We start from the raw sequence: 24,456 nt of genomic DNA on the forward strand, positions 1-24,456 counted from the left end.
TTCACTCCTTAGATTACTTAAAACATTATAAAATACGCCTAACGATGATTAAACGCTGCGATCTTTATGCCCCCCTTTCTGTCTGAAATGGATTAAAAAGTGAATCCTCATAAGTATGCTGTTTCTGTTATAAATGATTATAGTAGAAACCAAGCATTCTACGAAGGTTAAAACCAAGAACAGCAAATCTTGCGCACCATTCAGATCAGTCGCATCCCAATTTAATACGAAGAGGTTAAGCCTCATCAGAAGAATGTGTCCAACGAAGGTCACCATACTAAACAAATTAATAAATCTATGGTAGGTCTGAATAACTTGACCCTTCATGTGGATCAATCCATAGAAGAGAAGAATGGTATTCGGTATTAGACTGAAAGTAATTTTATATTCCGTACTCCATTGATTGAAAAAGAGCAGATACAGCAACTCCAAAGTTGAGATGGTCAGTGCTCCTATAATTAATGGCCAAACACGCGCACGATAAAACTTCTCTTCATATTTGGCAACCAACATGCCGGTTAGAAAAAAGGTGAAACCTAATCCCAAATAGCGATAGCTGATTAATTTCGTATATGTCATGATTTCGTTATTAGGAGAATATCCCTCCATGTGGAGGAACGATAAGGAACGAAGACTGCCGGATATCAGCAGACTCCATAGAAAACCTATAAGGGCCATAATTACACCGATGTACAGCAAACGTTTCTCGAAAAACCAATAACAAATAAGCATGCTGAACAGAAGCGGCGGAATGAACCACAGCTGTACAGAGGGGCCATTCATTACAACTGCAGCGATAACAATTTTCGCTTGAAGAAGCAAGTTACCCAAGTTCATACCGCCACGAACCAGTTCGGGTATATTGTGTTCCACAATAAATAATAGGCAAAAAGGAAGATACAAGAATATTAGAATCCTCCATAGATTCCTTCTTACATATTGTCGGGGCTCCCTTGCATTTGACCATCCTTGATAAGCCAGAAATCCAGCGACAACATAAAAACACGGAACGATAATCCCCAAAGGAAGGAACAGGAAGCGAAGCTGCTGATTCGATGCATCGCCTATATACTTGTTCAACATCAGATGCGCGAATAAAACGAGCAGGCAGCCAACGAGCTTGAAAATCGTTATTCCCGGATAGTACCTACGCATGGATGACGTCCCCTCTTACCTCATGCAAAGCAAGTAACTTGATGTCATTCAGCGAAATTTTACCAGTTGGTGATAAGGGCAATTCAGGCAGAAATACGATATGCTCCGGTACTTTGAAGGAGGACAAATGAGTGGACAAACTCTCCTTCACCGATTGCGCCGTCATAGCGGATCCTTCCCTCTTTACAATACACGCACATACCCGCTCTCCATAAAGCTCGTCGGGAATACCCAGAACAAAGGCATCTTCCACTTCACTAATCGTTAGAAGTAAGCTCTCAATCTCATGCGGCGAGATCTTCTCACCGCCTCGAGATATTCGACGATGTAGCCTCCCCGTAATCGTTAAGTGGTCATGGTTATCAACATAGCCCAAATCGCCAGTTTTATACCAACCATCCTCTGTAAAAACAGGGTTTCCCTGATTTTCATTCAGATAGCGCATAACCCTGTGACTTCGAACGACAACTTCTCCCAGCTCATGGCTCGGCAAGATTTCTCCGGTTTCCGGGTGTTGAATTCTTATATGAACTCCACGATCCACTTTGCCAGCTAGACTATAACTGTTCTGCTCAAACTTATCAAACTCAATCATTCCGCTTAATAGGTGCGATCGAGTAAGCAGCTTAAATAGAAGAAATAACAGTAGATTCCGGTGCCCTCCTATAAAGCATGTTCCATTAGCCACAGAACCTGACTCCGAAGAACCATAGGTAACCATAAAGAATAATAAACGTAATTTACTGTTTACCTGCTTCAACAACGAACTGCTTACTGCTGCCGAAGTAAAAGAAATGCCTATAAGCGAAGACAAGGAAGAGAGTCTCCCCTGTGCGGAAGACAGCATCCTTTGAACCATATAGGGGGTACCAATCAAAATCCTGCAGGCTTCTTGCTCGATCGCTACTATTGCATTCAAAGGATGGAAGTGACTGATCATCACGATTCGGATATTGCATGATTTTAAGTTCGTAAAAACAACTCCAAAGCCTCCAAGATGATAGAGCGGCAGCAAGTTGATCACGGAGAAATGTCTAGCAATTGTATCCGTCAGCTTCTGAAGTACAGCCGAAATCTTTTTTTGTTTTTTTACGCTTGGCGAAGAAACTAAAAATGATGCTGTAGTACGAAGCACGCCTTTGGGAGAACCCAATGTGCCTGAAGTATATAGTAGAATTAGCGGATCATTTGGAGTGGCCAGGCGACATACATCGAAGAAATCTTTAACGCTTACGCTGGCTCCCTCTCTAATTAAGTCTGTAAAAGGCCGAAATGGTGAGGATATTCCATCCTCCCCATCCATAACAAACATATGCGAGGGTAGCCATGATGTTAAATCTTCGCTAAGCTGACTATCGGTAATAATCTCTGTCAGTATGGAAGGGTAATTCAAGTGATGCCCTTCCTTTCCAAGGATGATGACCATTGGCTTTGCGCTTTGCAGATAAGCCTGAAGTTCATTCTTCTTGGAATACGTATTAAGCGGTACAATAATAGCTCCTACGCAAGCCGTTGCAAACATGGATAGAATCAGTTCCATTCGCCCTGTCATGAGCAGCGCAACCGAATCCCCCTTCTTAACGCCTAGCTGCAGTAATCCTCGGGCAATCAGTTGAACTTCTTCCCAGATCCTGCCCCACGAATAGTGTTGTTGGAGATCCGGATAACTGTAAGCGACATCGTTGGCACAGGTCATGGCTCGCTTGCGCAGGAAGAAGGCGATGGTATCCGGATTTAGACGGCTAAGATCTGTCATAGATTTCTCCTTCGCATGATTCTTTATTGAGAACTACACTGCAGATCATTTCATTGTAGCGTGTATCCTGGATTTAATACGATTCTGATCTGCCTTTTGGCATGATTTTTTGCTGCAAGGTTGAAATAATTCCCTTAAGAATACCTAGCAGATACTTAAACTCATCACTTCTGTGGAATAGAATGATATAGATCAAGTTAGGCACAATCAAACAAACGAGTGCTTTTACTCCAAGCATAATAATATTTTGACCTTCAAACAAACTAGATAGATATGAAGTAATTAGGCAAGCCCCGACTCCTATAATCGCATAGTAAAAATAACTTAAAAAATAACGGGCCACTGACAAGTGAAATACCTTTTTATATACAAAATACGGGGTGGTCCAGAACGGAACCAACATCGCGCTAACCAATGTTCCAATAAACACACCTGCAATCCCGATGGACTTCACAAGAACGATAGAGAAGATCAAATTAACAACGGCTTGGCACAATGGAACATATCGATCCTCATGGAATATGCCTGCAGTTGTCTTCACCGTCGTTATCGAGTTTCTCATGCCTCTTTCATAGAAGGTAACGACTAAGACAATTAATACGAGTTTATCCATTAGAAATTCTGAACCGATCCACAAGGTGATAAATGGTCCAATGGTTACGTATATTCCAATAGCAAACAGTGAATATAGCCAAAAATTTAGAAGCATTGTGACTCTGTATACACGATAAATTTTATCTTTGCTTTCTTTTGCCACTAAATTTCCAATGCTGTGATACATATTATTAAACACTTGATTTATGAATGACCTGCAAATTTCGATCAACATATAGTAATTGGAGTAAAGACCTACAGCCGCCACACTTACATAATAAGAAATAATAATATTATCCGTACCGAAAATTAAATAGGAACCTACGTTTTGCAGGACGATAGCCTTTACATTTTTAATAAGGTTACTCTTTGTAAGAGCATCGATTTTCTTAGCGATTTTTTCTTTCAGAAATGGATACATTTTATTAACTATTACAGACAGAATAACACTGTTTGTGATGGTGATTAAGCTCTCGATGATTAAATACAACAAATAATTACGTGTCGTGTACAGAATCCCTATTTTTAAACAAGCGGAGACAATGGATGAGATTGAAAATAGTCCTGTGATAATGTATCCTTTTTGATTCACATTTAAAAAAGAGTTTTTGTGCTGAAATAAATAAGGCGTTACTGTATTTACTAAAAAAATAAAGTAAATTAGATGGATGTTTTCTACTTTTGTCTCTGTGACAAAATAATTAAGAAAAGGCATCAGGGATAACCCCAGAATCGCCACAATTAGTGCTATAACTAAATATGCCCTTTTGTATAGCTTCATCAGCATTAAAATTTTTTCTCTGTCATTATCCGCAACAGGCTTATAGAGATTGTAAATTATACTTGACCCTATTCCTGCCTCCGCCAGCGATAGCATCGCTAGGATATTTGTAAATAGTCCATTTATCCCCAGATACTCAACCCCGAGCGTATGTATAAAAACGGTTCGTGAAAAAAAACTTAGAAAGGTAATAATTAGTTGATTCCCTACACCTACTGAGATATTAATGACTGAACTTTTCGTTCTCATATTACAAATCCTATCTCTTCCATTAAATCTCGATACATTTTATCCTTATCAAGATCTGATATTTTCCCTTTAATTGTAAAACGTTGATCGTACTTTTTGCTATTCCCAAGCAAAATATCTGTTTTATTAACATAATCTTGCAATGTGGCCACAACCTTTGCAGGATTTCCTACAGCTACGCTATCTGCTGGGATAGATTTAGTTACGATACTTCCCGCTCCAATAATAGAGTTTTTTCCAATTGTAACCCCTGGCATAATAAGAGCTCTTGCTCCAATAAATACGTTGTCTTCGATCGTAATACTGCCCAATTTTGTGTAGTTAATTATACTTTTAGTACTCGCATCATGTGCTAGCAGGTAGGCTTGTGGTGCAATAGTTACATTATTCCCAATTTTTATCAACCAGCAGTGTGAGTAATCAAATACTACACCAGGTTGGATCGCACAATTTCCCCCTACCTTCATTCCCATTTTAATGTAATCATCTAACCATATTTCCTCAAGGATATATTTTCTTATTCTAGCTCTAATGAAATTAGTTACTCTTTGTATCATCGTTTTCACACAACCTTATAGCCGATTTGGGCATTCATCATCCTAATACAAAATCCTTGCGTAAAAGGCAGTATATTAAACAACATGGAATAAACACCAATATCCTTAGTGTCCCCTTGGGAGAAATCAACAGCACCATTTCTTCTGGTAACTTTCATCAAATAGTTGGTTGCTTTATTGGCGCTAGCTAGGCACTCCTCTGAAATCCCCTCTATTTTCGAGGCATTTAACATAAACCACCCTAAGGTCGCAGTAGTAGAGGAATCTGCTCGGCATTCTCTTCTTGTTACTGTCCAATTCCAATTACCCTGTTCTTGCTGGAATAACATAGCGGCCTTTGCAAATCGTTTTACACTTTCTTCAAGTGCAGATTTATACTTATGTCCCTCAGGTAATTCGTTCCATGCATCAATCAAGCCAATTGCATACCATCCTAAACCCCGGCCCCAACCATAAAGTCCGAGTGGCAAGCGGTGATCGACCTGGTAGGCATGACTTGGTATATGATGTCCTTCCAACATGCCTTGCTTTTCGTAGGCTTGAATCTGTTTGACTGCCAGCTCTACGCATTCCTCGAATTGATATCGAATTCCATAACTCACTAGGAATGGACAAATAAAACCTATCGTATCAACATAACGATATCCTTTCATGAACTTTCGATATACGACGGTACCATCGTGACCGATATGCTCCTTAATCATGGACCAGGTACTGTCCAAAGCCGGTCTATATTGGTCAATATCAATATAAGGCAATTTCATCACGGCATAAGCCAAAATTGCTCCGTCGACATCTGTAGGCTTATGAATCCATTGTCCTTGGCTATCAAATTTTATACTTAAAAATTTTGATAACTCACGCTTCACTTCATCGTCCTCATTATGAGCTAAATATTCTGACATTCCTAGAAGTAAGGATGCTTCTTGCCAATGCTGAATAGCGCTTTTGGTATAATTACCTTTCAACATATCAATAACAACTAATCTTGTATGATCCGTAACCTTAATCTTAGGTGTTGTATTTAACCACTTAAGGCCTAATTTAGTAATGGATTGATTCCAAGCTTGTTGATCCTGGTACCTGCCAATATGAATCCGACTTACCCAATCTTTGCATATTGGAACGAGGTCAATTAAAAGTACGATACCAATGACGATAAGCAGCACGAACCCAATTAGTTGAATGATCACTTTATCTGCTCCTTTTTATTACTGAAACATGTCGTAAAGTTTATTAATTTCCGATTCCGTACCTAACTGCTCTTGGGACAGTCGAAGTGAAAATTGCTGTCGCAAGGTTGAATTATCAATTAACGAAGCAATTCCTAGGTATAGAGATTGGGGATTCATGTCAACGATCAAACCATTTTCCTGATCATTGATTTGATCTTTGGCCGTACTAAAATTCGTTAGGACAATCGGTTTGTGAAGGATCTTCGCCTCATCGATAGCAATCGATTTCCCCTCGAATCGGGACGGTTGTACATAAATATCCGCATCCTTAATGTAAGGATAGGGATTCTCGCGGATCCCCATTAGAACAAAGGTTTCTTGGAGGTTATTCTGGGCAATCAATCTCTCCAGCTTCACTCGGTCCTCGCCCTCACCGATGATGTACCATTTTAGTGAATACCCATTTCGAACTAGTTCTTTACAGGTTTCTATTGCTAATTCGAAGCCTTTTTGATGATTTAACCGACCGACGGAAACGATTTTGATTCCATCATCGCCGAGTTCCCCTTGCTCTAATGACATTTTCTTAATTGTTGAAGGGGAAACGATGTTATACATGAGTTTCACCTTATAGGTATACATCGGGAATCTGCTCCTCAAAACATTTCCGCATTCTTCCGAAACAGTTACCAAATTCTCAAGCTCTTCGAAGTAAGGCTGATCCAGTAGCGGATCCATACCTAACTTGTCATAATCATTATGGATAAAACCTATCTTTTTATCAGCGTTAACCTTATCAACACAGAAATAAATAGGTGTTTTCTCGAGATATCCAACTGCTATATCATATTTTTTATGTATAGGTTTTAACGATTTCGATATGTACTTCCAAACTCTCTGTTCACATCGAACTCGGCTTTTTTCTGTTCTAATAATGACACCTGCAAGCAATCTAAATAATGCAATATCTAGTCTCCCTTTCTTGAAGCAATCAAGAAGAGCTGATTTAATTGACATATCAAAGTATTTATACTCGATTGGCTCTTCTAGCAAATTTACCTGACTTGGTATTTTACTGAAGAATAATCCTTCATGTTTCATCAACAACAAATCGACATTATACTTGGAATAATCTAGAGTATCTAATAACGAAATGAGAGCCTTCTCAGCACCGCCACAGTGTAAATTATTCATTACAAACAATACATTTTTCTTCACGCTTGACCACCCTATTGAAATATTTCGTACAGCTTATTAATTTCTTCTTCTGTTCCCAGTTTCTCTGAGGATAAGCTGCTAATAAAAGACTCTCTAAGGCTTGTGTTACTCATGCAGGTTTGAATACCTTCAGCTATGCCCTGCTCCGTCATCTCTACGATAAGACCGTTGACACCATTGGTGATCTGGTCTTTAGCTGTATCATAGTTTGTTACTACAATTGGTTTTTGAAGTATCTTCGCTTCATCAATAGCTATGGATTTACCTTCATATCTAGATGGTTGGACATAAAGGTCCGCCCCTTTGATATAGGGGTACGGATTTTCTTTGATTCCTACCAGCTTGAAATGTTCTTTCAATCCGTAACTATCGATTAGCTTCTCCAAATACATCCTTTCGCTTCCCTCACCTAATACGTACCACTTCAAGTTATAACCCTGTTTAACTAACTTTTCACAGGCCTTAATTGCAAGATCGATCCCCTTCTCTCTGCTTAGCCTGGCAACCGTAATAATATTTGTAAAATCGCTATTATAGCTGAAGTCACGATCGAACTCCCGATTGGAGGCTTGTTTGATAATCTTGGGGGATACGATATTATAGATGACCTTTATTTTATTCTGAAGGTGCTCGAAGTTATCTTGCAGAGACTTTGCACATTCTTCCGATACAGTTACCAGTTGATCTAATTGTTTAAAATACGGCCTATCGAACTGAGAATTCATACCCGACTCGGAATAATTGGTATGAATCCAACCAATCTTCTTCGTCGCCTTTACTTTATCGACAACATAATAGATGGATGATTTTTCTAAATAACCAACAGCTGCATCGTATTTCGTATCTAGGAAGTCAAAGGATGTTCTTTGGTACTTCCATGAGTATTGTTCAGACATGGCATTATTCGTCATCACCCGATTGATCATCGTAAACATGAACCTGGAATAGGCTAGCTTCAATTGGCCCTTAGCGAGAAATACTTTTAGCGATGTTTTTAATTCATTAGCAAATACATTGCGCTGCGGGGACATATCCAGTATGCGAACTTCTTCTGGAATTGCTTGAAGGAAAGCGCCTTGGTGGCTGAATAAAAGCAAATCTACTTCATACAGATTATAATTAATTTGATAAAGTAAATTGACTAAACTTTTCTCCCCTCCACCGGCCGCTAAGCTGGGTATGACAAATAGTATTTTTTTCTTCATCATACTCACCTCAATCCTATTGGACTAATTGATCTAGGTACTCAACAGCCTTGTATGACATTTGTTTGATGCGGGGAATCGACGCCTGAAGGGTCTTCTTAATTTGATCTTCCTCTCTCAGCATCTCATCGAACTTGCTTATTAAGCGTAAGCTATTGGATATTTCTTCAATACCTAGAACCAGCTTCTCCTCATCAAAAATGTCTTTTGCGATCCCTTTAGACTTCACACTGTACCCCAAAACCATTGTCGGTACATAATTGGAGTACGCTGCTATCGTTGCATGCGTCCTAGCTCCAATGAAGAATCTCATCCGAGAAATATACCCCTTATACTGGATAGCATTCAAATTGTTAGGCAGTAGAATCACCCTGCCTGTTTGTTGAAATTCCTCATAGTATTTCAGAAGCACTTCAGAATCATCATTACCATCCTCGATAACATGGGGGGTAAGAGCAATAGTCATATTTGTGGTTTTTAGGATATGGACGATCAGATCTTTGACTGCGGTTTGCGATTTTACATTTTTCTTCCACACTAATGGACTAAAGTTAAGGCCAACCGTATTTCCTTGCTGCCATCCGATAGGCAGTTCCAATTCTTCCTTTTCCATGGTAAAGGCTGCATCAGCACACAACTTAACGTTATTTAATCCCTTACTTCTTAACATTTGGTAGGTCAACGTTTCTCGGGCAAGGATGAGATCAAATAACTTTAAATCTTCTAGTTTTCTTTCGGACATATCCTCTTGGCCGATTGAGCATCCCCACAAAACCAGTTTTTTCCCTTGGGCCTTCACACGCTTATTAATTTCGTACCAGCCTGGCTGCTCACCATAGCAATAGTTATCTCCCCCTATTGATAGACAAACATCCATATTCGAGATATGCTTCACAATATTGCTGTGGATCTTCCCAAGTGCATAGGATTCGTCATTGAAAAGCTTCACTTTCACAGAGGAGAGGAGCCATTCATAGGAATACCGTTTGATGCCGCGGGGAGATCCATCATAGATACCATCCAACTTGGAGATGATACGATCCGTCTCCGGTTTTCCCGAAGCTAGGAACACCTGGGCCCCGTTCATTTTCTCCTTAATAATACTCGTTGAAGAGCGGACAATCGCCTCACACCCTCGATTTAAACTACCATCATGGGCAAACATCATAATTTTCATTCTCTATTCTCCTCAATATGATTTATTTCTTAATTTGCTATATGTCGTCCCGAAATATAATCCAATGGTGGATCTTAGACGAATCATATCAACGATAAATTTCTCATATCTACTCAAAGCTTCGTATACCTCTTGATAAAAATAAGGTAAAGCTTCTCTCACATTGGGGTTATTAATCATGTTGTTCACATATCGCAGCCTGTTACTGAAGCTTAACTCTTTCGATGACGTTAGATAGATATAGATATAGGACATCACACTGTGAATTAGCTTTATCGATTTCAGCTGTTTGCTCTTGTTAGTATCTATATATTTCTCTAACGCACTAGGAGTTGTCCGGCTATAAACCTCTATGGCTCTTTTAAAGTAGTCTTTCTCCCTAATATTTCTGGTTGCGCTTCCCATCACTTCTCGATAATGATAGCCTGAATAATCAATATAGATAGCACTAGCTGCACGGCTAAAATAGATCATATTAAACATCCCATCTTCACCAAGCGCAACTTTCTCCGGAAACGCGACAGCAAACTCTTGGATCAGCTTACGCTTGTAAAGCTTGTTGCATGCAGTATTAAGTTGGTCCGATTTCAAGAAAAAGCATAGGATTTCCCGTTCTATGTAATCTCTGTCCAATCTGGTCTGAACCGGAAAAGGATATTCGGTCTTCACTTTACGTCCGTCAATCTCACTTTCGAAATTGGAGATGACGACATCAATGTCTTCCTCCAGAACAGCACGGTACAAAGTAGCGAACATATCCTTTTCAATATAATCATCCGCATCTACAAACCCTACATAATCACCGACTGCTGACAGCAGCCCTTTATTACGAGCCATACTTACTCCTTGATTCTCTTGGTGGAGCAATTTAATTCTTGAGTCTTTCTTCGTGTAATCTTCAATTATTTTCCCGCTTAGATCCCTTGAACCGTCATTAATGAATATAAACTCACACTCTTGTAATGTCTGAGATAGTAGTGAGTCCAAGCATGGGATTAAGTATTTCTCAGCATTATAAACGGGAACAATTACGCTTACTTTGACAGCCATGACTTAAATCACTCCATATAACTTATCAAGCTCATCCGTGTTACTATAATCCAAATTCTTAATATGATTAATTAGCTGCATTCGCAGTTCATGTTTGACATATAACTTTTCTATTCCAGCCGCGATGCCCTCAACAGTAAGATCACAAATCACTCCATCATACCCATCATCCACTTGACTCTTCGCTGTTGTGTAATTCGTTATTAAAATAGGTTTTCCTAAAATCTTCGCTTCTGTAACCGTTACTGCCTTACCTTCATAGCGTGACGGTTGTACGTATAAATCGCAGGCTTTGATGTAAGGATATGGATTTGTTTTCTTGCCTAGCAGAAAAAATTGATCCTCTAACGCGTTGCTTGAGATCAACTCTTTGATTGCATCTTCATCCCCACCATAACCAACCACGTACCAGGCGATATCTTTATAGCCTTTATCTTTTAAAATTTTCAGCGCTCTTACTGCATTATCAATGCCCTTCGCATGGGATAATCTGGCTACTGTCACTAGTTTAAAGCGGTTGTCATCCACCATGGGAACAGCGGTTTCTTTCTCCGCCATCGTTTTGATAAACGCAGGGGATGTAATGTTCTCGATGACAACCACCTTATCTTCCAGTTCGGCATACTTCTTCAGAAAGGCATCCTTACACGCTTCTGAAACAGCTATAATATGATCGAACTTACTCCACATATCTAGATCTAACTTAATGTTAGTCTCCACGTTGGAGTAATCGGTGTGAATCCAAGCTATTTTCTTCTTCGCTTTTATCTTCTCGGCTATAAAATAATGGGGCCATAAATAACTGATCGCCGCATCATATTCCTTCTCAATAGTAGGCAGATACGGAAGCGCGTACTTCCACATCAGCTGCATTTGATAATAGCCGGGCTCCGCTACTTGCCGTATACGGCCTAGAAGATCCGAATGCACCCTGGATAGTACTCTTGATAGACCGATCGTATATAACCCGTCTTGCATCGTCTGCGCGATTGATTTTCTAAATGTGCTGTACTGGGGGATTTCATTTAATAAATTCGCTTTATTACTAATAAGGTTCATGAAGTCGCCTTGGTGCTTATACAGCATGAGATCAACAGCATACTCTGTATAATTGAATTGATCCAGCATGCTAACCAGACTTCTTTCTACTCCACCGACTTCCATATCGTAGGAAGCAATCAGTACATTCTTCATTGGATCCTCCTGAGTGCCTTCCTCAATCTGGCGATATTATCCCCGCCAATCACCTTCGAAGCTAACAGCTTCATCCGCCCCTTCAACCGCTCCTTCGGCGGCAGCCAGCTTTTATAGAAGTGATGCATCGCATACGTGTTATCCGTTATGAAGTATCTGCAGTTAATATAATCGTAAGGAGAGAAGTACGTTTGCGGGTAAAAAGCGCCGACTCCTTCAATCTCTTGATAGGTGCCGTCCGGAGCAAGCCCCCAGTCGCCTAATAGCTTCGTTATCATCGCCACATTCGTCAGCGAGTCAAAAGATCCATCCGCAAGGATGAAATTCTTCTGCGAATAGGAGTCCATGAAGGTTTTAATCAATTTATTCCCCTTCGCGGCGCCGATCGTGCTCGTTGCAATGAAATTCTCTTGCTCGAACCCCCAGAACGAATCATGGTGCAGCAAATCATCGAACGGCCTGAACACTTCGACATCCGTATCCAAATAAATGCCGCCGAAATGATATAGGGCATATACGCGTACATAATCGCTTACGAACGCAAATTTTCCCGCCTCATATGCCTGCCGTACATAAGCATTCTTGCTGAGATCGAAGTTACGTTCATTCCACTCCATCAGTTGATAGCCGGTTAACTGCTCTTGCCAGCCAGCCAAGCAGCGCTTCACGATATCGGGCTTTTCTTTCCCGCCAAACCAGCAATAGTGAATGATCTTTGGAATTTTTATTTCATTCATTTCATAGCTCCCTTATCCAACAGCTAGCAAAATAGATCTTACGGTTCTTGATAAAGAACACCAGTTAACTTCTATAATAGTTCTTTATAAAGAACATGTCAATAAGGATATACGCAATAGAGAACATTTGCGTAATCTTCACAAAGAACCTGCAGCCGCTATGTGCCGGCTGCAGGTAGCTGAGCTTCTAACAAGTTGGAGAATTGCCCCTCTCGTTCTCTGGCCAGTTGATCGTAGACGCCCTTTTGGATCACTGTCCCTTGATCCAGCACGATTACCTGATCGGCGTTCCGTATCGTCGATAGGCGGTGGGCGATGACGATAAGCGTTATTTTGCCTTTCAGGCGATCCAATGCCGCTTGAATGCCTGCCTCGTTCTCTGTATCGAGCGCGCTTGTCGCCTCGTCCAGGACGAGGATGGAGGGTTGGCGCAGGATCGCCCGGGCTAACACAAGTCGCTGCCGTTCGCCACCAGAGAACCGAATGCCCCGGTCTCCGATGACGGTGTCCAATCCTTGCGGAAGCTTCTTGACGAACTCAGCCGCTGCGGAGAACTCAAGCGCTTCCCATAACTGCTTTTCGGACGCTTCGGGATTCACCATCAAGAGATTCTCTCTAATGCTGGTATGGAACAGGAACGGGTCTTGTGACACATAACTGATCGATTTCCTCAAAGCGATAATCGTTTCGTTCTGCAGCGGCTTGCCGTCGACCAGCACTTGCCCCTTATCGGGCTGCATCAGCCCCATAATAATGTCGACCAACGTGCTTTTGCCCGCGCCGGAGCGACCGACGATCGCCGTCATCTGCAGGGCCGGAATGCGAAAGTTAATATCTATTAATGCGTATGTGTCCTCGTTTCGATGATAACGAAAGAATACATTTCGGCACTCGATTTCTTGATTAACAGCCATCGGCTTAACGTCATGAAAGAGTTGGCTCTCTTCCATCTGAAATTCCTTGGCATGGTGAAATTCTTCTTGTAATTTCCTTAACGATTGAAAAGCGGGAATCGTGGAAGCAATCTGCTCCATATTGGATTGTATGCTGGTGAAGCGCGGCCACAGCCGAGAGAAAATAACGATGATGAGCAGTAATTGCTCCACTTTGCTATGAAACAAGGTGACAGCCAGATAGATGAAGGCTGCAATTAATACCGATGAGGCTATTTTATAAAAAAGCTGAGAAGCTGATCTTAGCTTTATATAATCAACCTGCTCGTTCATTATTTTCTGAGTTAGGGATTGAAACCACCGCAACCTGGAAGCTTCCAGCGTGTTGCTTTTAATATCTTTAATACCACCGAGCTGGTCGGTAATGCCGGCAAGAAAGCCCTGCGACAGTTGGGAGGTTTGCCCGCCCAATGACTGAGCTTTTTTAATAAACTTACGGGAAAACAGAGTCAGCACGAAGCCGAAGGCTAGGACGAACAGCGTCATTGAAGGCGACAGCCAGAAGGCTATGCCCACTTGAATACAAGTAAAAATAACAGCAGCAATCAGTTGAAGGATTAAGGTTGTCCCGAACCCCACTCTGGTTAGCTCTGTGGTTAAAGAGTTGATAAGATCCGATCTCCTTCGTTTGATGAAGAAGTTCCAATTGGCTTGCATCAAAGCGGTATAGGTTTCCATCCGCAAGTGACGAAGAAATCGCTGCTGGATGAGCGCCTCTCTAATGGTCAGTGTGCGCTGCAGCCAATATTGGCCGATCATAATCACGGTAAACAAACCGAGAATGAGGGGCAGCCCTAGCGTCTGAGGGAACTTTTGAAGAAAGGTCAGAACGCCTGCGATCGGGGATACGCCTGCATTGACATTCGCGATGCCGCTAGCGCTTATGATGGGAAGCAAGAGGAATACACCCATCCCCTCAAGCAGACTGATGAGTACCATGCCTAGGACGCTAATAATCAATTTGTTTCCGGAATAAGCATACAGTCTTTTCGTGAAATGGTAGATGTGTTCCATGTATGTTCCCCCTTATTGCAAGGCCTGTTTCCTGGTCTTTCTCCAAGCCCACAAGAAAGGTCTTAGGGGAAAGTACAAGAAGTGGAGGTTTCTTGGCAGCGGCAGTAATTCCACATCCATCGGATACGGATATAGAAAACTTAAGACATGCAGCAGCTTGAGACGGAAAGACATTAAGGAGAATAAGTGACGTTTATGGTATTTCGCCACATCGTCGGGAAGCGGCTCCTTATGCAGATGGATCATCTGCCTGAAATAAAATACCGTATCCTGCGCCAATCGTCTTGGACGTTTGCCCGTCGTTAGAGGAATTAACGCCTTAGGAACGGGTGCACCGAGCATCTCGGAGGCTAAGACTAGGGCTTGACCTCCTACATGCCTCATTTCGTACTTTTTCAATAAGCCGTTTAACGATTGCCAATCTCCATTTCCTCTCACGATTCGATCCATATCCAGCAGCCAGCGAAGCCTGGACCAGCCATGCCGCGCTCCATGCGACACCAGGAACATGAAGAGATCCTCATAGCCCAGCGTATACACCGGAGAGCTTGTTAACGGGCTTAATCTCTTGCGATTCCACAATTCGTGAAAGGATGGCTCGTAAGACGGCCCCGGGCTCAGTCTCCAATGGATTTCAAGTTTAATCTTATGAAGGGAATGGAAGTAGGTAACATGATGATGTCTCCATCTCCAGTCATTCATGACGGTCGAGAAATAGTCTTCCTTCACATAGCCAAGCTGAATTAGAAGATCATGCGTCTTATCCAAATCATCGATAGAAATGAGCACGTCCAGGTCGCTGCACGTTCGCTTCGACAGATCGCCGTACAGATTTGTAGCCAGCGCCGGCCCTTTAAGCAGCAGCACGTTAATCTTATGCTCCGTTAATAAGCTGCAGAAGTGTTCCATTTCACCGCTTAGGCGAAGCATGTGAAAGGTGTTCTGCTGGTAATCTTGACGTAATTGCTGGGTAACAAACGAAGGAATCGAGCCGCTGCCCGCCAGCTTCACCTGATTGAAGACATAGGGATATACACGATGGTGCCGCGTTAGCTCCAGGAAGAGCTTCCAGTCCATTCCAACGAACAGATCTTCCGAATAGGGAAGCTGGCTTCCCTCGCTTTCCCTCTTCATGAACAGGAGCAGCAGCTTCAATTCTTTTGGCAGCTCAACTACATTTAAGTTCCATTCAGTTCCCATCGAAATTCTCCTTTATGACTTGCCGTTGATCACTTTGGCGAATTTCCCAACGACCGTAAATTTCTCCATTCCTTCTTTGCCCGTTACATAAAAAAGGCCGCTTCGCAGCCAAGCGTGTGCAATCATTTTCATGGATTCATCTTTGGCTGTGCCCAGATACAAGGTGCTTTCAATCTGCCGACGGTTGAGCATTTTCATACCGGCTATCGCTCTTACCAAGCATTTGCTGTCCCATAGCGTGTACTTGCTCATAATCTCGATCGCGCTGGCAATTTGCCGGAGGGTCACTCGATTCGTATCCACCTGGATAGCCGATGTCTCATGCATAGGTTTGCCCAAGGTAGGCGCCACCTTCGAGAATGGCATCCATACAAGAATGCGCGCCCAGCCTAGATACAACAAAGCCTCGAGTAATAGCAGTTTCATTTTAAAATCGAGGGAAAGGAGCGTTCTCACCTTACTCACAGCTTTTCACCAACGTGTACGAGCTTCTCATCCATCAAATGCTTCAAGAATGCCCCCACATGCTCCTCACAGACAGCTTGCTCAACGTCGTACTCTTTCATCAAAACTGCTACAATCTCCGGAGCGGAAGCCGGCTCTGCGATAAGCTCCCAGATACGGCCGCCGATTTGGCCTAAGTTGTAATACTTGCCGTTATGGATGTTCATCATCACTTTATCGCCATCCATGTCGCTGACGATGTTGCCCTTCTCCTGAACGAATCGGTACTGCAGTGGGATGCTCAAATGGTTCATCAAGGTTATTCCCCTTTATGTATGGTTTTCAATACCAGAGATACAAGGTCAGGCGCGGTGAATCCGGCTTGCGGCCGGCGAAGCTGGTACATGTCGATCGAGCTCGACAGCTTAACCGAGGTTTGGAAATGCCATTCCATCAATTCGAGTCTCTCCAGCAGCGAACTGCGGAACGTTTGGCAGAATAACGTGCTCAGCCTTCCCAAGCCTTCTATCGGTCCGATTTCAACCGTCTCGCCTGAAGCAGAACCAAGCTCGAACACGCCGGCAAGAGGTAAGGGTTCGGCCACGAACTGGTTGGAAACCGGGACCAAATACTTAGTTTCTCTTTGGAAGATCGGCTCGTAGCTGCTCGTTGGCATGCCGAATTCCATCAGACTTTCCTGCCACAGCTTCTGCTGCGGGTAGGACGGCATGACCATGGGCGCTTGATTGGCGGCGAACGTTACCGCTATGACATCATCGCTCAACAGCCGGTATCCCTTGGCAATAAGCGCCGAGGCTAGCGTCGATTTGCCGGCTCCCGACTTGCCGACGAAGGCGTAAGCTTTCCCGTCTATCGCAATGGCGCTGCCGTGGAGAGGAAGTGTTCTCCTCTGCATTAAGAGCGCCCCCATACATGTACCGAGTACGAAGAGACGAATCTTGGAATCCTCAGCGCCGATCATCGGCGAGACAAGAATGGTATCCCCGTTCTGTATGGCGAATATCGCCGTATCAGGCACTTGGAACATAAAGAAGTTTTCTTTAATGACATAGAGGTCATCCTGCTTGATCGATGAATGCCACATCCCGGTAAGGTCGGCTATTCGGACTGAAACATCGATTCCATCATCAGGACTATTCGATTGCAATAATTCGGGCATATGAATGTCGCTCTGCATACATAGGCCAAATGCTTTATACACCACTTTATTTATCGTTTCTATCATTATTCTCACTCCAAAGGTTGGCTTGCGTTATTTTAATAAAAGCCCTTATACCTGTCACAGTATAAGGGCAGTTGGTACTACCTAGTAATCAAAGCAATTAGCTGTAATGTACAGTTTCTGTTGGATCCGGTTGAACCGCATCTGGGAGATGAATTCCTGGTCCTGCCATTGTCATTTTCACATCAAGAACTTCTAATGTAGGAGTAACCCATTCTTTTTTGGAATTTTGCATTTGCTCACCCCCTCTCATGCGAATTTTTTAATAAATCTTGAGAATATGAGACCACGCATCAAAATTCGGAAGCCAAATTGGTACACATATTCCGGCTTGGCTTCCTTAATTTCAGAAAGTGCACGCTTCAACTCATGTATGTTCAAATATTCTGAAATTCGAGGGTCTTGGATATGCTGTTCCATTTCATGGATGAACGCCTGCCAGGATGCAGCCATCCGGTGAACGCCGTCTGCGCCTTGAACACCGCGGGTTCTTTGATTCAGCCTGATCTGGTCAGGCAGATAGCCAGCAGTCGCCCGCCGGATTAACGACCGGTCGACACCATTCTGAACGTACTGATCTTCCGGAACGGATAAGCAGAAACGGGCAACTCGTAAGTCGTTCGTGGGGTCCCGCTCCCACAAGGAGTAGCGTAACGATAATTTCGTCCCGATCGTGCCGTTCAAGCTCCAGTAGTACAGCTGCTCAAACTGGTTTTTCCTGATCGCATACGCACTTTGATTGCCATAATCGGTCCTGTCGAACCCGTGTGCTTGAATTCTCGTTTGCACATTCGTCCTCTGCGCGAAATGCGGATTGATCAGGCTTGGAAATTCAGCCTCTTTGGGCGTAAACAATTGGCCAATGAAGGGGAAGGCCTTCTTCCCTACTAACGATAGGACCCGCTTCCTTCCAGTCCCCATATTCATACTGAACTGAGTCGCTTCGCGGTAGAGCTTGCGCCACTTCAAATTCTTCATCAGCATGACTTGGTAATCCAGCGCCGGCCCCCAGGATATGGTCCAGTTGCCTCTCTGTCCGTTCAGGAGAATACCGATTTCCTTCTGGTTCGCTTGCTCGTAGATTCCCTTCAACCAGTAGGAATTCTCGAAGAACTTGTAAGGCATCTCCATCGTCTCCAGCCAATCATCAATTTCGGTTAACGGGCTGAGTCCCTTAAAGTCCAGATAGTTATCCGAAATGTTGCCTACGTGCTGGACCGTAGACTGAATATATGGGCGTTCGTTCGCGAACCTGCTTTTTGGCGTCCAATCCGCTTTGAAGTCGTCAACGGGCACATAACTGAACGTATGCAGCCGTTTATTATCGCTGCGCAGCGACCTGGCGGCAAAGCTGGCGACGGATCCCGAATCGAGTCCTCCGCTTAGGTGAGCACCGACTTGACGGTGCGTGCGCAGCCTCGCGGTAACGGCTTGTTGAAACACATCGCGAAAAGCTTCTTCGTACTCTTCATTCGATTTGAGCTTTAGAGGCTTCCCGGCAGGTGAATGGCAGTACCTGGTTAAGGTCACTCTTCCATCAGCCGCCACCAACGAATGGGAAGGAGGTATTTGCCTAATGGACTCATACACCGTAACCGAGCCGTCCATCGCATCCACCGTCAGAGGAATGGCGAGGAATTCAGCGATCCATTCCTCGTTCAGCTTTTTCTCCAAGTGCGGCAGCGTGAACAAGGGTTCGATCAAGGTACAGAAAGCAAACCGGTTCCCCGCTTGGTGAAAATACAACGTCCTGCTCCCCGAGAAATCCCGGGCCCCGAACAACCGCCGCTTCCTCTCATCCCAAATCATGTAAGCGAAATCACCGATTAAATACTTCGGGGACTCTTCCCCCCATTTATCGTAGGCCAGCAGGATCAACACATTGTCAGGCATCGTTCGCCGGAGACCGTGTTCAACCTGCAGCAGATCAAACAATTCATTCCTGTTGTCGATAATGGCGTCTGCGGTAATCGCCAGCTGCCTTTCGGAATCATTATAAGGATTCCGCTCGCCGATCGACTCCGGGGTAATCCATTGTCCATGGCAGCCGAGAAAGATGCGCTCCTGGTACCAGACTTGAACGTCATCCGCCGGATACTTTCGCAGGGCTTCCATCAAGCCGGTGCCATGCGCCAAAGCTACTGGTTCTTCATTAAAGTGAATTAGTCCGGTAATGGCACTCATACTTTCCTCCGCAACGCCACAAGATATGGGGGTTTCCCCGCGCAATCGTTCTCGTTAAAGAACGACAGGATTCACTGTTTACATAAATTACGTTTACTTTTGCTTTCTTTAAAGCTTTGAGGTTGTTCTTTATCGAGAACAATATCAGAATACCATCGAAGTTCTTGCCTGTCAACTGTCTATTACAGCTTTTTATTTCTGTCTGCCGCCACCCGATCCGCTGCACGATACGGCCATTCCAACAGCGCTCCGCACGTATGCTGAACCTTGTCATAATCAAAAATATGATAATAAACCCAATTCAAATACCCCTGCAGCGAACGCTTTTTATACCTTAGCGAACTGTACTCCCACCATAGACGCACCTTCCATGCCTCGGGCAGCTCCAGCGTATTCGTCAGATGCGGGAAATAGGCGTACACAATGGCCAAAGTCCGGCCGATCCTCCTCTGTGTCCGGTGAGCAGCGGCGTCCCTCTGCAATCGGTCGAAGCTCAGCTTGCCGTTAAGGTGGTGAATGATCTGAATGATATCGAGAAAATATTTAAGGGAGTTAAGATTATGCCTCCAGCCATGCAAACAAATCATATAGAACGTATGATAGTCCGATAATTCTTTCATGTACCTATAGGCACCCAAAGGCGCAGCCTGCTCCCAGAACTCTTCGATTCTTAAATTCGATGTGTTCTCTTTCAGCAAATCCCAATGCAGCTCAACCGTTAACGGGATCACCGAATCGGGTATCGGTTTGCTGAAGCTCCAATGGAAATGACCGGAGATTCGCTCTTGTTCGATCGTATAGCCCAGCGATTTCACACAAAGAATGGCCTTCTCCAGCTCGGACGGGCGAATCAGGAGATCAATATCCGACGTGCACCTGGCTCCCAGGTGACCGAAATATTTCTCAGCGAACAGCGTCCCCTTGAGCGGAATGGTTTCAATGCACGCTTCTTCAAGCTTTGCCAATAGCAATTGCGTTTGATGCCGGATGAACATGTTTTGATAGACGGCCTTATTAAATTTATGCCGCAGCCGCTCCTGAAAAAACAACGGCGTACGCTCAAGCTGCTCCCGCTGCTTCAATAGCCCGTATATCTGCGGCGATATCTCGAAAAACTCGGCATCCTCCCATGCCTGTTCATAGAACTGCTGATCCTGGGGCATAGGAATTCGCGGATCATACAGCGCTTGTATCAAAGTGATGATCAACGAGCTTATCCCCTTTCTGCAACCCTTTCCGATATAAATTGCGATAAAGGCCATTCTGGCGCATCAAGTCTTGATGGCATCCCTTCTGCACAATACGGCCCTGATCCATGACGAGGATAAGATCCGCGTGCTGCACCGTCGATAGCCGGTGGGCAATCACAAGTGTCGTACGTCCTTCCATCAATCGGTACAAGGCTTCTTGCACCTGCTGTTCGGTCTCATTGTCCAAGGCCGAGGTAGCCTCATCCAGCAGGAGGATCGGAGCATTCTTTAACACGGCCCGCGCAATGGCCATACGCTGTTTCTGGCCGCCGGACAGCCGAATTCCTCTTTCGCCGATGTCGGTGTCATAGCCATGCGGTAGCGTAGCGATGAACGTGTGGATATTGGCAATGGTAGCGGCCCGCATCATTTCCTCATCGGTAATGCCCTCCCGCGCCAATAGCAGGTTCTCCCTGATCGTACTGCCGAATAGAAAGGTTTCTTGCGAAACATGAGCGAATAGACTTCTAAGATTGGATGGCGAGAATTCCTCATAGGAGCTGTCATCCAGGAAGATGGTGCCGGTCTGCGGTCTGTATAAGGCCAACAGCAGGTTGAATAACGTCGTTTTCCCCGCACCGCTCGAGCCGACTATGGCAACGACCTTACCGGCCGGAATCTGCAAATGGAATTGTTCGAAAACGTGGTGTTGTCCGTCATAGCTGAACGTAATGTCGTGAAAACGAATCGATTTCTCCAGCGATTTGGCGGGAACCGCCTCCGGCAGCCCTTTTTGTTCCCGGGGCTCTTCCAGAACTTTGTGGATTCTCTCCAATGCTGCGGCCGATCGTTGGAAACCTGCCCATTGTCCGGCAAGCTCTGTCATCGGATATACCAGATGATTAACCAGGTTAACGAAAGTGAGCAAGGAGCCCACGGTAATTGCACTCAAAGATACGTAGTAGGAACCTACGCAAAGGCTGACAAGGAAGGTGATCGAGGAGATCGCATGGCCCCCTGCATAGAACCAGCCCCGCAGCTTGGCATTGCTCATTTCCAGTTCATACAATTCTTGATTCTTATTGACATATTGAGCGAAAATCGACTTCTCCATAATATACGCCCGAATGACAGGCAGGCCCTGGAAGGTTTCACTAAGCAGCGAGCTGATAGTTCCCATCAAGCTGTACACTAATCTGCCGTTGTTGCGAAGCAGGAAACCGAAGATAACGCCGGTCGCCATCGCTACCGGAGCGATGAGGACGCAGAGAAGCGCAAGGCTCCAACTGATCTGCACCAAGTAAATCAACACGGCGAGATAAATGAACGGGAGCCGCACGAGATCGAGCAGGCTTCTCCCGACTACGCCGTTCATGCTGTGAATGTCATTGGCGAAGTGAGACATCAGCTCGCCGGAGTGATGGGCGGACAAATGCTTCCCCGACAATAACAAAATATGCTTAAACAAATGAACGGAGAAATCCCTTTTCACGGCATTCGTCGCAATGGTTTCGAGAACGGTATTCAGATACGCCGACGCAATGCTGGTAAGCACGAGACCGACCCCGAGGGGCATAATCTGCTTCATCCGCACGAAATCGCTGTGAATCGCCGCGTCCGTCAAATTTCCGAAAAACCACGAGTAGGCTAAGGTGAGCCCGATATCGGTAAACAGTAAAAAAAAGAGACCCGTGTACACCTTCCAGTACCTTAGCATATAAGGGGTTAACAAGGCGTAGGTTCTCCGAATCTCTTTCAACGTTAAATATTCCTTAGCGGCGATTATGCAGTTGCGAATCATGCCTATCATACGGTCACTCCATAGAAAGCTATCCGAGCTTGCTTTCTCTTCGATTTAAGTACATTCTAACGAACAGCGAGAACAGGGGAACCGCAAGAATCGTCCGCCCCCATATCGCAGCGACCAGTCCCGTTGCAGGAATAATTCGCCCGTTCCGTTCCGTCCAGACCATCTTGCCGAGCAGCTGATCCCGCGTAATGGGTTCGTCAGCCGCAAGATTACTATCCCCCTTGCATACGTAGCGATGCTCGCGATCTTGCTTGCCCGTTTCGAGCCGGCAGAACCGATGTGCGACCATGCTTCCATACGGCGTATGATAGAGAAGGATATCGCCCTTCCTGATGTTAGCGGCTTCCGCATCGACGAACCGGCATACATCCCCTTTCTTAATCCAGGGGTACATACTCGTTCCTCGTGCCGGCAGTTCGATCCAGCCCTGCTTGCGAATGACGCGAGCAATAAGCTGAATCGATTCCTTAGGAAACGGCATGTTGAACCAAGCCTCGGGCCACCATGTCGCTGAGGAACGCTTCAATATCCTCTTCCACCGTTGCGTCCGCGCCGGCGTATTCCTGGCGAACGGCTTCGCTCAGCGAGCTGACGGTTTGCGCCGCACCGAGCAGCGACCAGCAGAATCCGCCCACGCCGTTTAACTTGGTTAAGGTATATTCGTCCGTATTCAAAATAATCCATTCCGCATCCAGTTGAATCGATTCATAATCGTTCATCCGCAGGTATCGGGTCATGAGGAAATCAACTCCCAAAATGTATTATTTTTCTGAAAATGCAGATCGTACACGGGAACTGTATTCACAAGATGCTGCATTAATTGCAGGACGTATCCGGTTTCTTCCACATTGTGAGACCAATGGAACACTTTATCCATCAGCTGAAGGAAGCCGTTCGATTTGCTGAAAGGAACAACGCGATTCTGAATCGCCTGATTCAATAAATATATGCCTGCCAGCGGACTGGCTGCGATCGTATCTGAGGTGTCCAACTCACTGCGGAAAGGAGAGTTATGGACGGTGATCCCTTCGGGAGTAATCTGGAGAATCGTCGCTTCATCCGAGAGAAGCTCCCGGGGATGCGACAGCTTAGCGGCGGTAGATTTGCCCGCCCCCGAATGCCCGGCGAACAGGTACGCCTTCCCGTTATCCATCACACAAGACGAATGAATTAATAATCCCCACTGATGACGTACCGCATAAGAGCTGTATAAATTCATGAGGGCATGCTTGAGTGCCAGGTCATTATGTACGGAAACAATGGCGTGGCGATACCTTGCATCAGTCTCGATCAAATAATCAGCCCTGCCGAAACGGATCGTATCCGCCTCCTTGGTGATCGCGACGTGATAATCGGCAAAAGGAGTCCCATATCCGTCATAGAGCTCGATCATGAGATCGGCAGACGCTTTCCCGGGAGGCGTCTCCGGGAAGTTCCTGCTTATCCAATTTGTTAACGCTTCCGAATGGCAATTGATTTGAATGGCCTGCTCGCCAATTGTCGTATATATCGTATCCATGGTGCATCCCCTTGGGCGTTATTCACTTTTTACTGGGAGGGCCAACGGCTC

Annotated in this window: 23 protein-coding genes; all 23 read right to left on the reverse strand. The window is 44.6% G+C overall.

Annotated features, from left to right (window positions below):
* Positions 1–48: 48 nt before the first annotated feature.
* Positions 49–1,155 carry an acyltransferase family protein gene (locus J2X61_RS01920; protein WP_310185409.1) on the reverse strand — a complete coding sequence of 369 codons (1,107 nt, stop codon included), beginning with the start codon at positions 1,153–1,155 and terminating at the stop codon, positions 49–51.
* Positions 1,148–2,911, reverse strand: coding sequence for a class I adenylate-forming enzyme family protein (locus J2X61_RS01925; RefSeq protein WP_310185411.1), 1,764 nt, complete (start codon positions 2,909–2,911; stop codon positions 1,148–1,150). The genes J2X61_RS01920 and J2X61_RS01925 overlap by 8 nt, the downstream gene beginning before the upstream one ends.
* A 73-nt stretch (positions 2,912–2,984) precedes the next feature.
* Positions 2,985–4,535 carry a lipopolysaccharide biosynthesis protein gene (locus J2X61_RS01930; protein ID WP_310185413.1) on the reverse strand — a complete coding sequence of 517 codons (1,551 nt, stop codon included), beginning with the start codon at positions 4,533–4,535 and terminating at the stop codon, positions 2,985–2,987.
* Complete coding sequence (locus J2X61_RS01935; protein ID WP_310185415.1) at positions 4,532–5,092, reverse strand: acyltransferase; 561 nt, start codon at positions 5,090–5,092, stop codon at positions 4,532–4,534. Before J2X61_RS01935 ends, J2X61_RS01930 begins: the two co-directional genes overlap by 4 nt.
* Positions 5,093–5,097: 5 nt before the next feature.
* Entirely contained in the window at positions 5,098–6,285 is a 1,188-nt protein-coding gene (locus J2X61_RS01940) for a glycoside hydrolase family 88 protein (RefSeq protein ID WP_310185417.1), read from the reverse strand.
* Between the two features lie 18 nt (positions 6,286–6,303).
* A complete protein-coding gene (locus tag J2X61_RS01945) occupies positions 6,304–7,485 on the reverse strand; it encodes a glycosyltransferase (RefSeq protein WP_310185418.1) in 1,182 nt (393 codons plus the stop codon).
* A gap of 11 nt (positions 7,486–7,496) precedes the next feature.
* A complete protein-coding gene (locus J2X61_RS01950) occupies positions 7,497–8,690 on the reverse strand; it encodes a glycosyltransferase (protein WP_310185682.1) in 1,194 nt (397 codons plus the stop codon).
* Positions 8,691–8,706: 16 nt separating this feature from the next.
* Entirely contained in the window at positions 8,707–9,867 is a 1,161-nt protein-coding gene (locus tag J2X61_RS01955; protein WP_310185423.1) for a polysaccharide pyruvyl transferase family protein, read from the reverse strand.
* Between the two features lie 12 nt (positions 9,868–9,879).
* Positions 9,880–10,917, reverse strand: a complete 1,038-nt coding sequence (locus tag J2X61_RS01960) for a glycosyltransferase (RefSeq protein WP_310185425.1) — start codon at positions 10,915–10,917, stop codon at positions 9,880–9,882.
* Between the two features lie 3 nt (positions 10,918–10,920).
* Positions 10,921–12,111: a glycosyltransferase gene (locus J2X61_RS01965; RefSeq protein WP_310185427.1), complete on the reverse strand. Its 1,191-nt coding sequence runs from the start codon at positions 12,109–12,111 to the stop codon at positions 10,921–10,923.
* Positions 12,108–12,848, reverse strand: coding sequence for a glycosyltransferase family 32 protein (locus tag J2X61_RS01970; RefSeq protein WP_310185429.1), 741 nt, complete (start codon positions 12,846–12,848; stop codon positions 12,108–12,110). The genes J2X61_RS01965 and J2X61_RS01970 overlap by 4 nt, the downstream gene beginning before the upstream one ends.
* 158 nt (positions 12,849–13,006) lie before the next feature.
* The gene (locus tag J2X61_RS01975; RefSeq protein ID WP_310185431.1) at positions 13,007–14,815 is read right to left on the reverse strand and encodes an ABC transporter ATP-binding protein; all 1,809 of its coding nucleotides are present in this window, start codon (positions 14,813–14,815) and stop codon (positions 13,007–13,009) included.
* A gap of 12 nt (positions 14,816–14,827) precedes the next feature.
* The gene (locus tag J2X61_RS01980; RefSeq protein ID WP_310185432.1) at positions 14,828–16,015 is read right to left on the reverse strand and encodes a nucleotidyltransferase domain-containing protein; all 1,188 of its coding nucleotides are present in this window, start codon (positions 16,013–16,015) and stop codon (positions 14,828–14,830) included.
* 12 nt (positions 16,016–16,027) lie between these two features.
* Entirely contained in the window at positions 16,028–16,441 is a 414-nt protein-coding gene (locus J2X61_RS01985; RefSeq protein ID WP_310185434.1) for a lasso peptide biosynthesis B2 protein, read from the reverse strand.
* 35 nt (positions 16,442–16,476) lie between these two features.
* Positions 16,477–16,773: a lasso peptide biosynthesis PqqD family chaperone gene (locus tag J2X61_RS01990; RefSeq protein WP_310185435.1), complete on the reverse strand. Its 297-nt coding sequence runs from the start codon at positions 16,771–16,773 to the stop codon at positions 16,477–16,479.
* A 5-nt stretch (positions 16,774–16,778) separates the two neighbouring features.
* Positions 16,779–17,705, reverse strand: a complete 927-nt coding sequence (locus tag J2X61_RS01995; RefSeq protein WP_310185436.1) for an aldolase — start codon at positions 17,703–17,705, stop codon at positions 16,779–16,781.
* A 97-nt stretch (positions 17,706–17,802) separates the two neighbouring features.
* Entirely contained in the window at positions 17,803–17,937 is a 135-nt protein-coding gene (locus J2X61_RS02000) for a paeninodin family lasso peptide (RefSeq protein WP_310185437.1), read from the reverse strand.
* Positions 17,938–17,951: 14 nt separating this feature from the next.
* Positions 17,952–19,886, reverse strand: coding sequence for an asparagine synthase-related protein (locus J2X61_RS02005; protein WP_310185438.1), 1,935 nt, complete (start codon positions 19,884–19,886; stop codon positions 17,952–17,954).
* A 182-nt stretch (positions 19,887–20,068) separates the two neighbouring features.
* The gene (locus J2X61_RS02010) at positions 20,069–21,094 is read right to left on the reverse strand and encodes a nucleotidyltransferase family protein (protein ID WP_310185439.1); all 1,026 of its coding nucleotides are present in this window, start codon (positions 21,092–21,094) and stop codon (positions 20,069–20,071) included.
* A complete protein-coding gene (locus J2X61_RS02015; protein WP_310185440.1) occupies positions 21,063–22,886 on the reverse strand; it encodes an ABC transporter ATP-binding protein in 1,824 nt (607 codons plus the stop codon). Before J2X61_RS02015 ends, J2X61_RS02010 begins: the two co-directional genes overlap by 32 nt.
* A 19-nt stretch (positions 22,887–22,905) precedes the next feature.
* Positions 22,906–23,367: a signal peptidase I gene (locus tag J2X61_RS02020; RefSeq protein WP_310185441.1), complete on the reverse strand. Its 462-nt coding sequence runs from the start codon at positions 23,365–23,367 to the stop codon at positions 22,906–22,908.
* Positions 23,354–23,623 carry a PqqD family protein gene (locus tag J2X61_RS02025; RefSeq protein ID WP_310185442.1) on the reverse strand — a complete coding sequence of 90 codons (270 nt, stop codon included), beginning with the start codon at positions 23,621–23,623 and terminating at the stop codon, positions 23,354–23,356. The genes J2X61_RS02020 and J2X61_RS02025 overlap by 14 nt, the downstream gene beginning before the upstream one ends.
* Positions 23,620–24,405, reverse strand: coding sequence for a hypothetical protein (locus J2X61_RS02030; protein ID WP_310185443.1), 786 nt, complete (start codon positions 24,403–24,405; stop codon positions 23,620–23,622). The genes J2X61_RS02025 and J2X61_RS02030 overlap by 4 nt, the downstream gene beginning before the upstream one ends.
* Positions 24,406–24,456: the final 51 nt, after the last annotated feature.

Origin of the sequence: Bacillus sp. 3255 (assembly GCF_031456485.1) — a bacterium.
Taxonomy (GTDB): domain Bacteria; phylum Bacillota; class Bacilli; order Paenibacillales; family NBRC-103111; genus Paenibacillus_E.

What these genes read in the sequence shown, in the direction of transcription:
- J2X61_RS01920 (WP_310185409.1), bottom strand. Translation starts at nt 1,155, where the DNA reads ATGCGTAGGTACTATCCGGGAATAACGATTTTCAAGCTCGTTGGCTGC.
- J2X61_RS01925 (WP_310185411.1), bottom strand. Translation starts at nt 2,911, where the DNA reads ATGACAGATCTTAGCCGTCTAAATCCGGATACCATCGCCTTCTTCCTG.
- J2X61_RS01930 (WP_310185413.1), bottom strand. Translation starts at nt 4,535, where the DNA reads ATGAGAACGAAAAGTTCAGTCATTAATATCTCAGTAGGTGTAGGGAAT.
- J2X61_RS01935 (WP_310185415.1), bottom strand. Translation starts at nt 5,092, where the DNA reads ATGATACAAAGAGTAACTAATTTCATTAGAGCTAGAATAAGAAAATAT.
- J2X61_RS01950 (WP_310185682.1), bottom strand. Translation starts at nt 8,690, where the DNA reads ATGAAGAAAAAAATACTATTTGTCATACCCAGCTTAGCGGCCGGTGGA.
- J2X61_RS01955 (WP_310185423.1), bottom strand. Translation starts at nt 9,867, where the DNA reads ATGAAAATTATGATGTTTGCCCATGATGGTAGTTTAAATCGAGGGTGT.
- J2X61_RS01960 (WP_310185425.1), bottom strand. Translation starts at nt 10,917, where the DNA reads ATGGCTGTCAAAGTAAGCGTAATTGTTCCCGTTTATAATGCTGAGAAA.
- J2X61_RS01965 (WP_310185427.1), bottom strand. Translation starts at nt 12,111, where the DNA reads ATGAAGAATGTACTGATTGCTTCCTACGATATGGAAGTCGGTGGAGTA.
- J2X61_RS01970 (WP_310185429.1), bottom strand. Translation starts at nt 12,848, where the DNA reads ATGAATGAAATAAAAATTCCAAAGATCATTCACTATTGCTGGTTTGGC.
- J2X61_RS01975 (WP_310185431.1), bottom strand. Translation starts at nt 14,815, where the DNA reads ATGGAACACATCTACCATTTCACGAAAAGACTGTATGCTTATTCCGGA.
- J2X61_RS01980 (WP_310185432.1), bottom strand. Translation starts at nt 16,015, where the DNA reads ATGGGAACTGAATGGAACTTAAATGTAGTTGAGCTGCCAAAAGAATTG.
- J2X61_RS01985 (WP_310185434.1), bottom strand. Translation starts at nt 16,441, where the DNA reads ATGAAACTGCTATTACTCGAGGCTTTGTTGTATCTAGGCTGGGCGCGC.
- J2X61_RS01990 (WP_310185435.1), bottom strand. Translation starts at nt 16,773, where the DNA reads ATGAACCATTTGAGCATCCCACTGCAGTACCGATTCGTTCAGGAGAAG.
- J2X61_RS01995 (WP_310185436.1), bottom strand. Translation starts at nt 17,705, where the DNA reads ATGATAGAAACGATAAATAAAGTGGTGTATAAAGCATTTGGCCTATGT.
- J2X61_RS02000 (WP_310185437.1), bottom strand. Translation starts at nt 17,937, where the DNA reads ATGCAAAATTCCAAAAAAGAATGGGTTACTCCTACATTAGAAGTTCTT.
- J2X61_RS02005 (WP_310185438.1), bottom strand. Translation starts at nt 19,886, where the DNA reads ATGAGTGCCATTACCGGACTAATTCACTTTAATGAAGAACCAGTAGCT.
- J2X61_RS02015 (WP_310185440.1), bottom strand. Translation starts at nt 22,886, where the DNA reads ATGATAGGCATGATTCGCAACTGCATAATCGCCGCTAAGGAATATTTA.
- J2X61_RS02020 (WP_310185441.1), bottom strand. Translation starts at nt 23,367, where the DNA reads ATGCCGTTTCCTAAGGAATCGATTCAGCTTATTGCTCGCGTCATTCGC.
- J2X61_RS02025 (WP_310185442.1), bottom strand. Translation starts at nt 23,623, where the DNA reads ATGACCCGATACCTGCGGATGAACGATTATGAATCGATTCAACTGGAT.
- J2X61_RS02030 (WP_310185443.1), bottom strand. Translation starts at nt 24,405, where the DNA reads ATGGATACGATATATACGACAATTGGCGAGCAGGCCATTCAAATCAAT.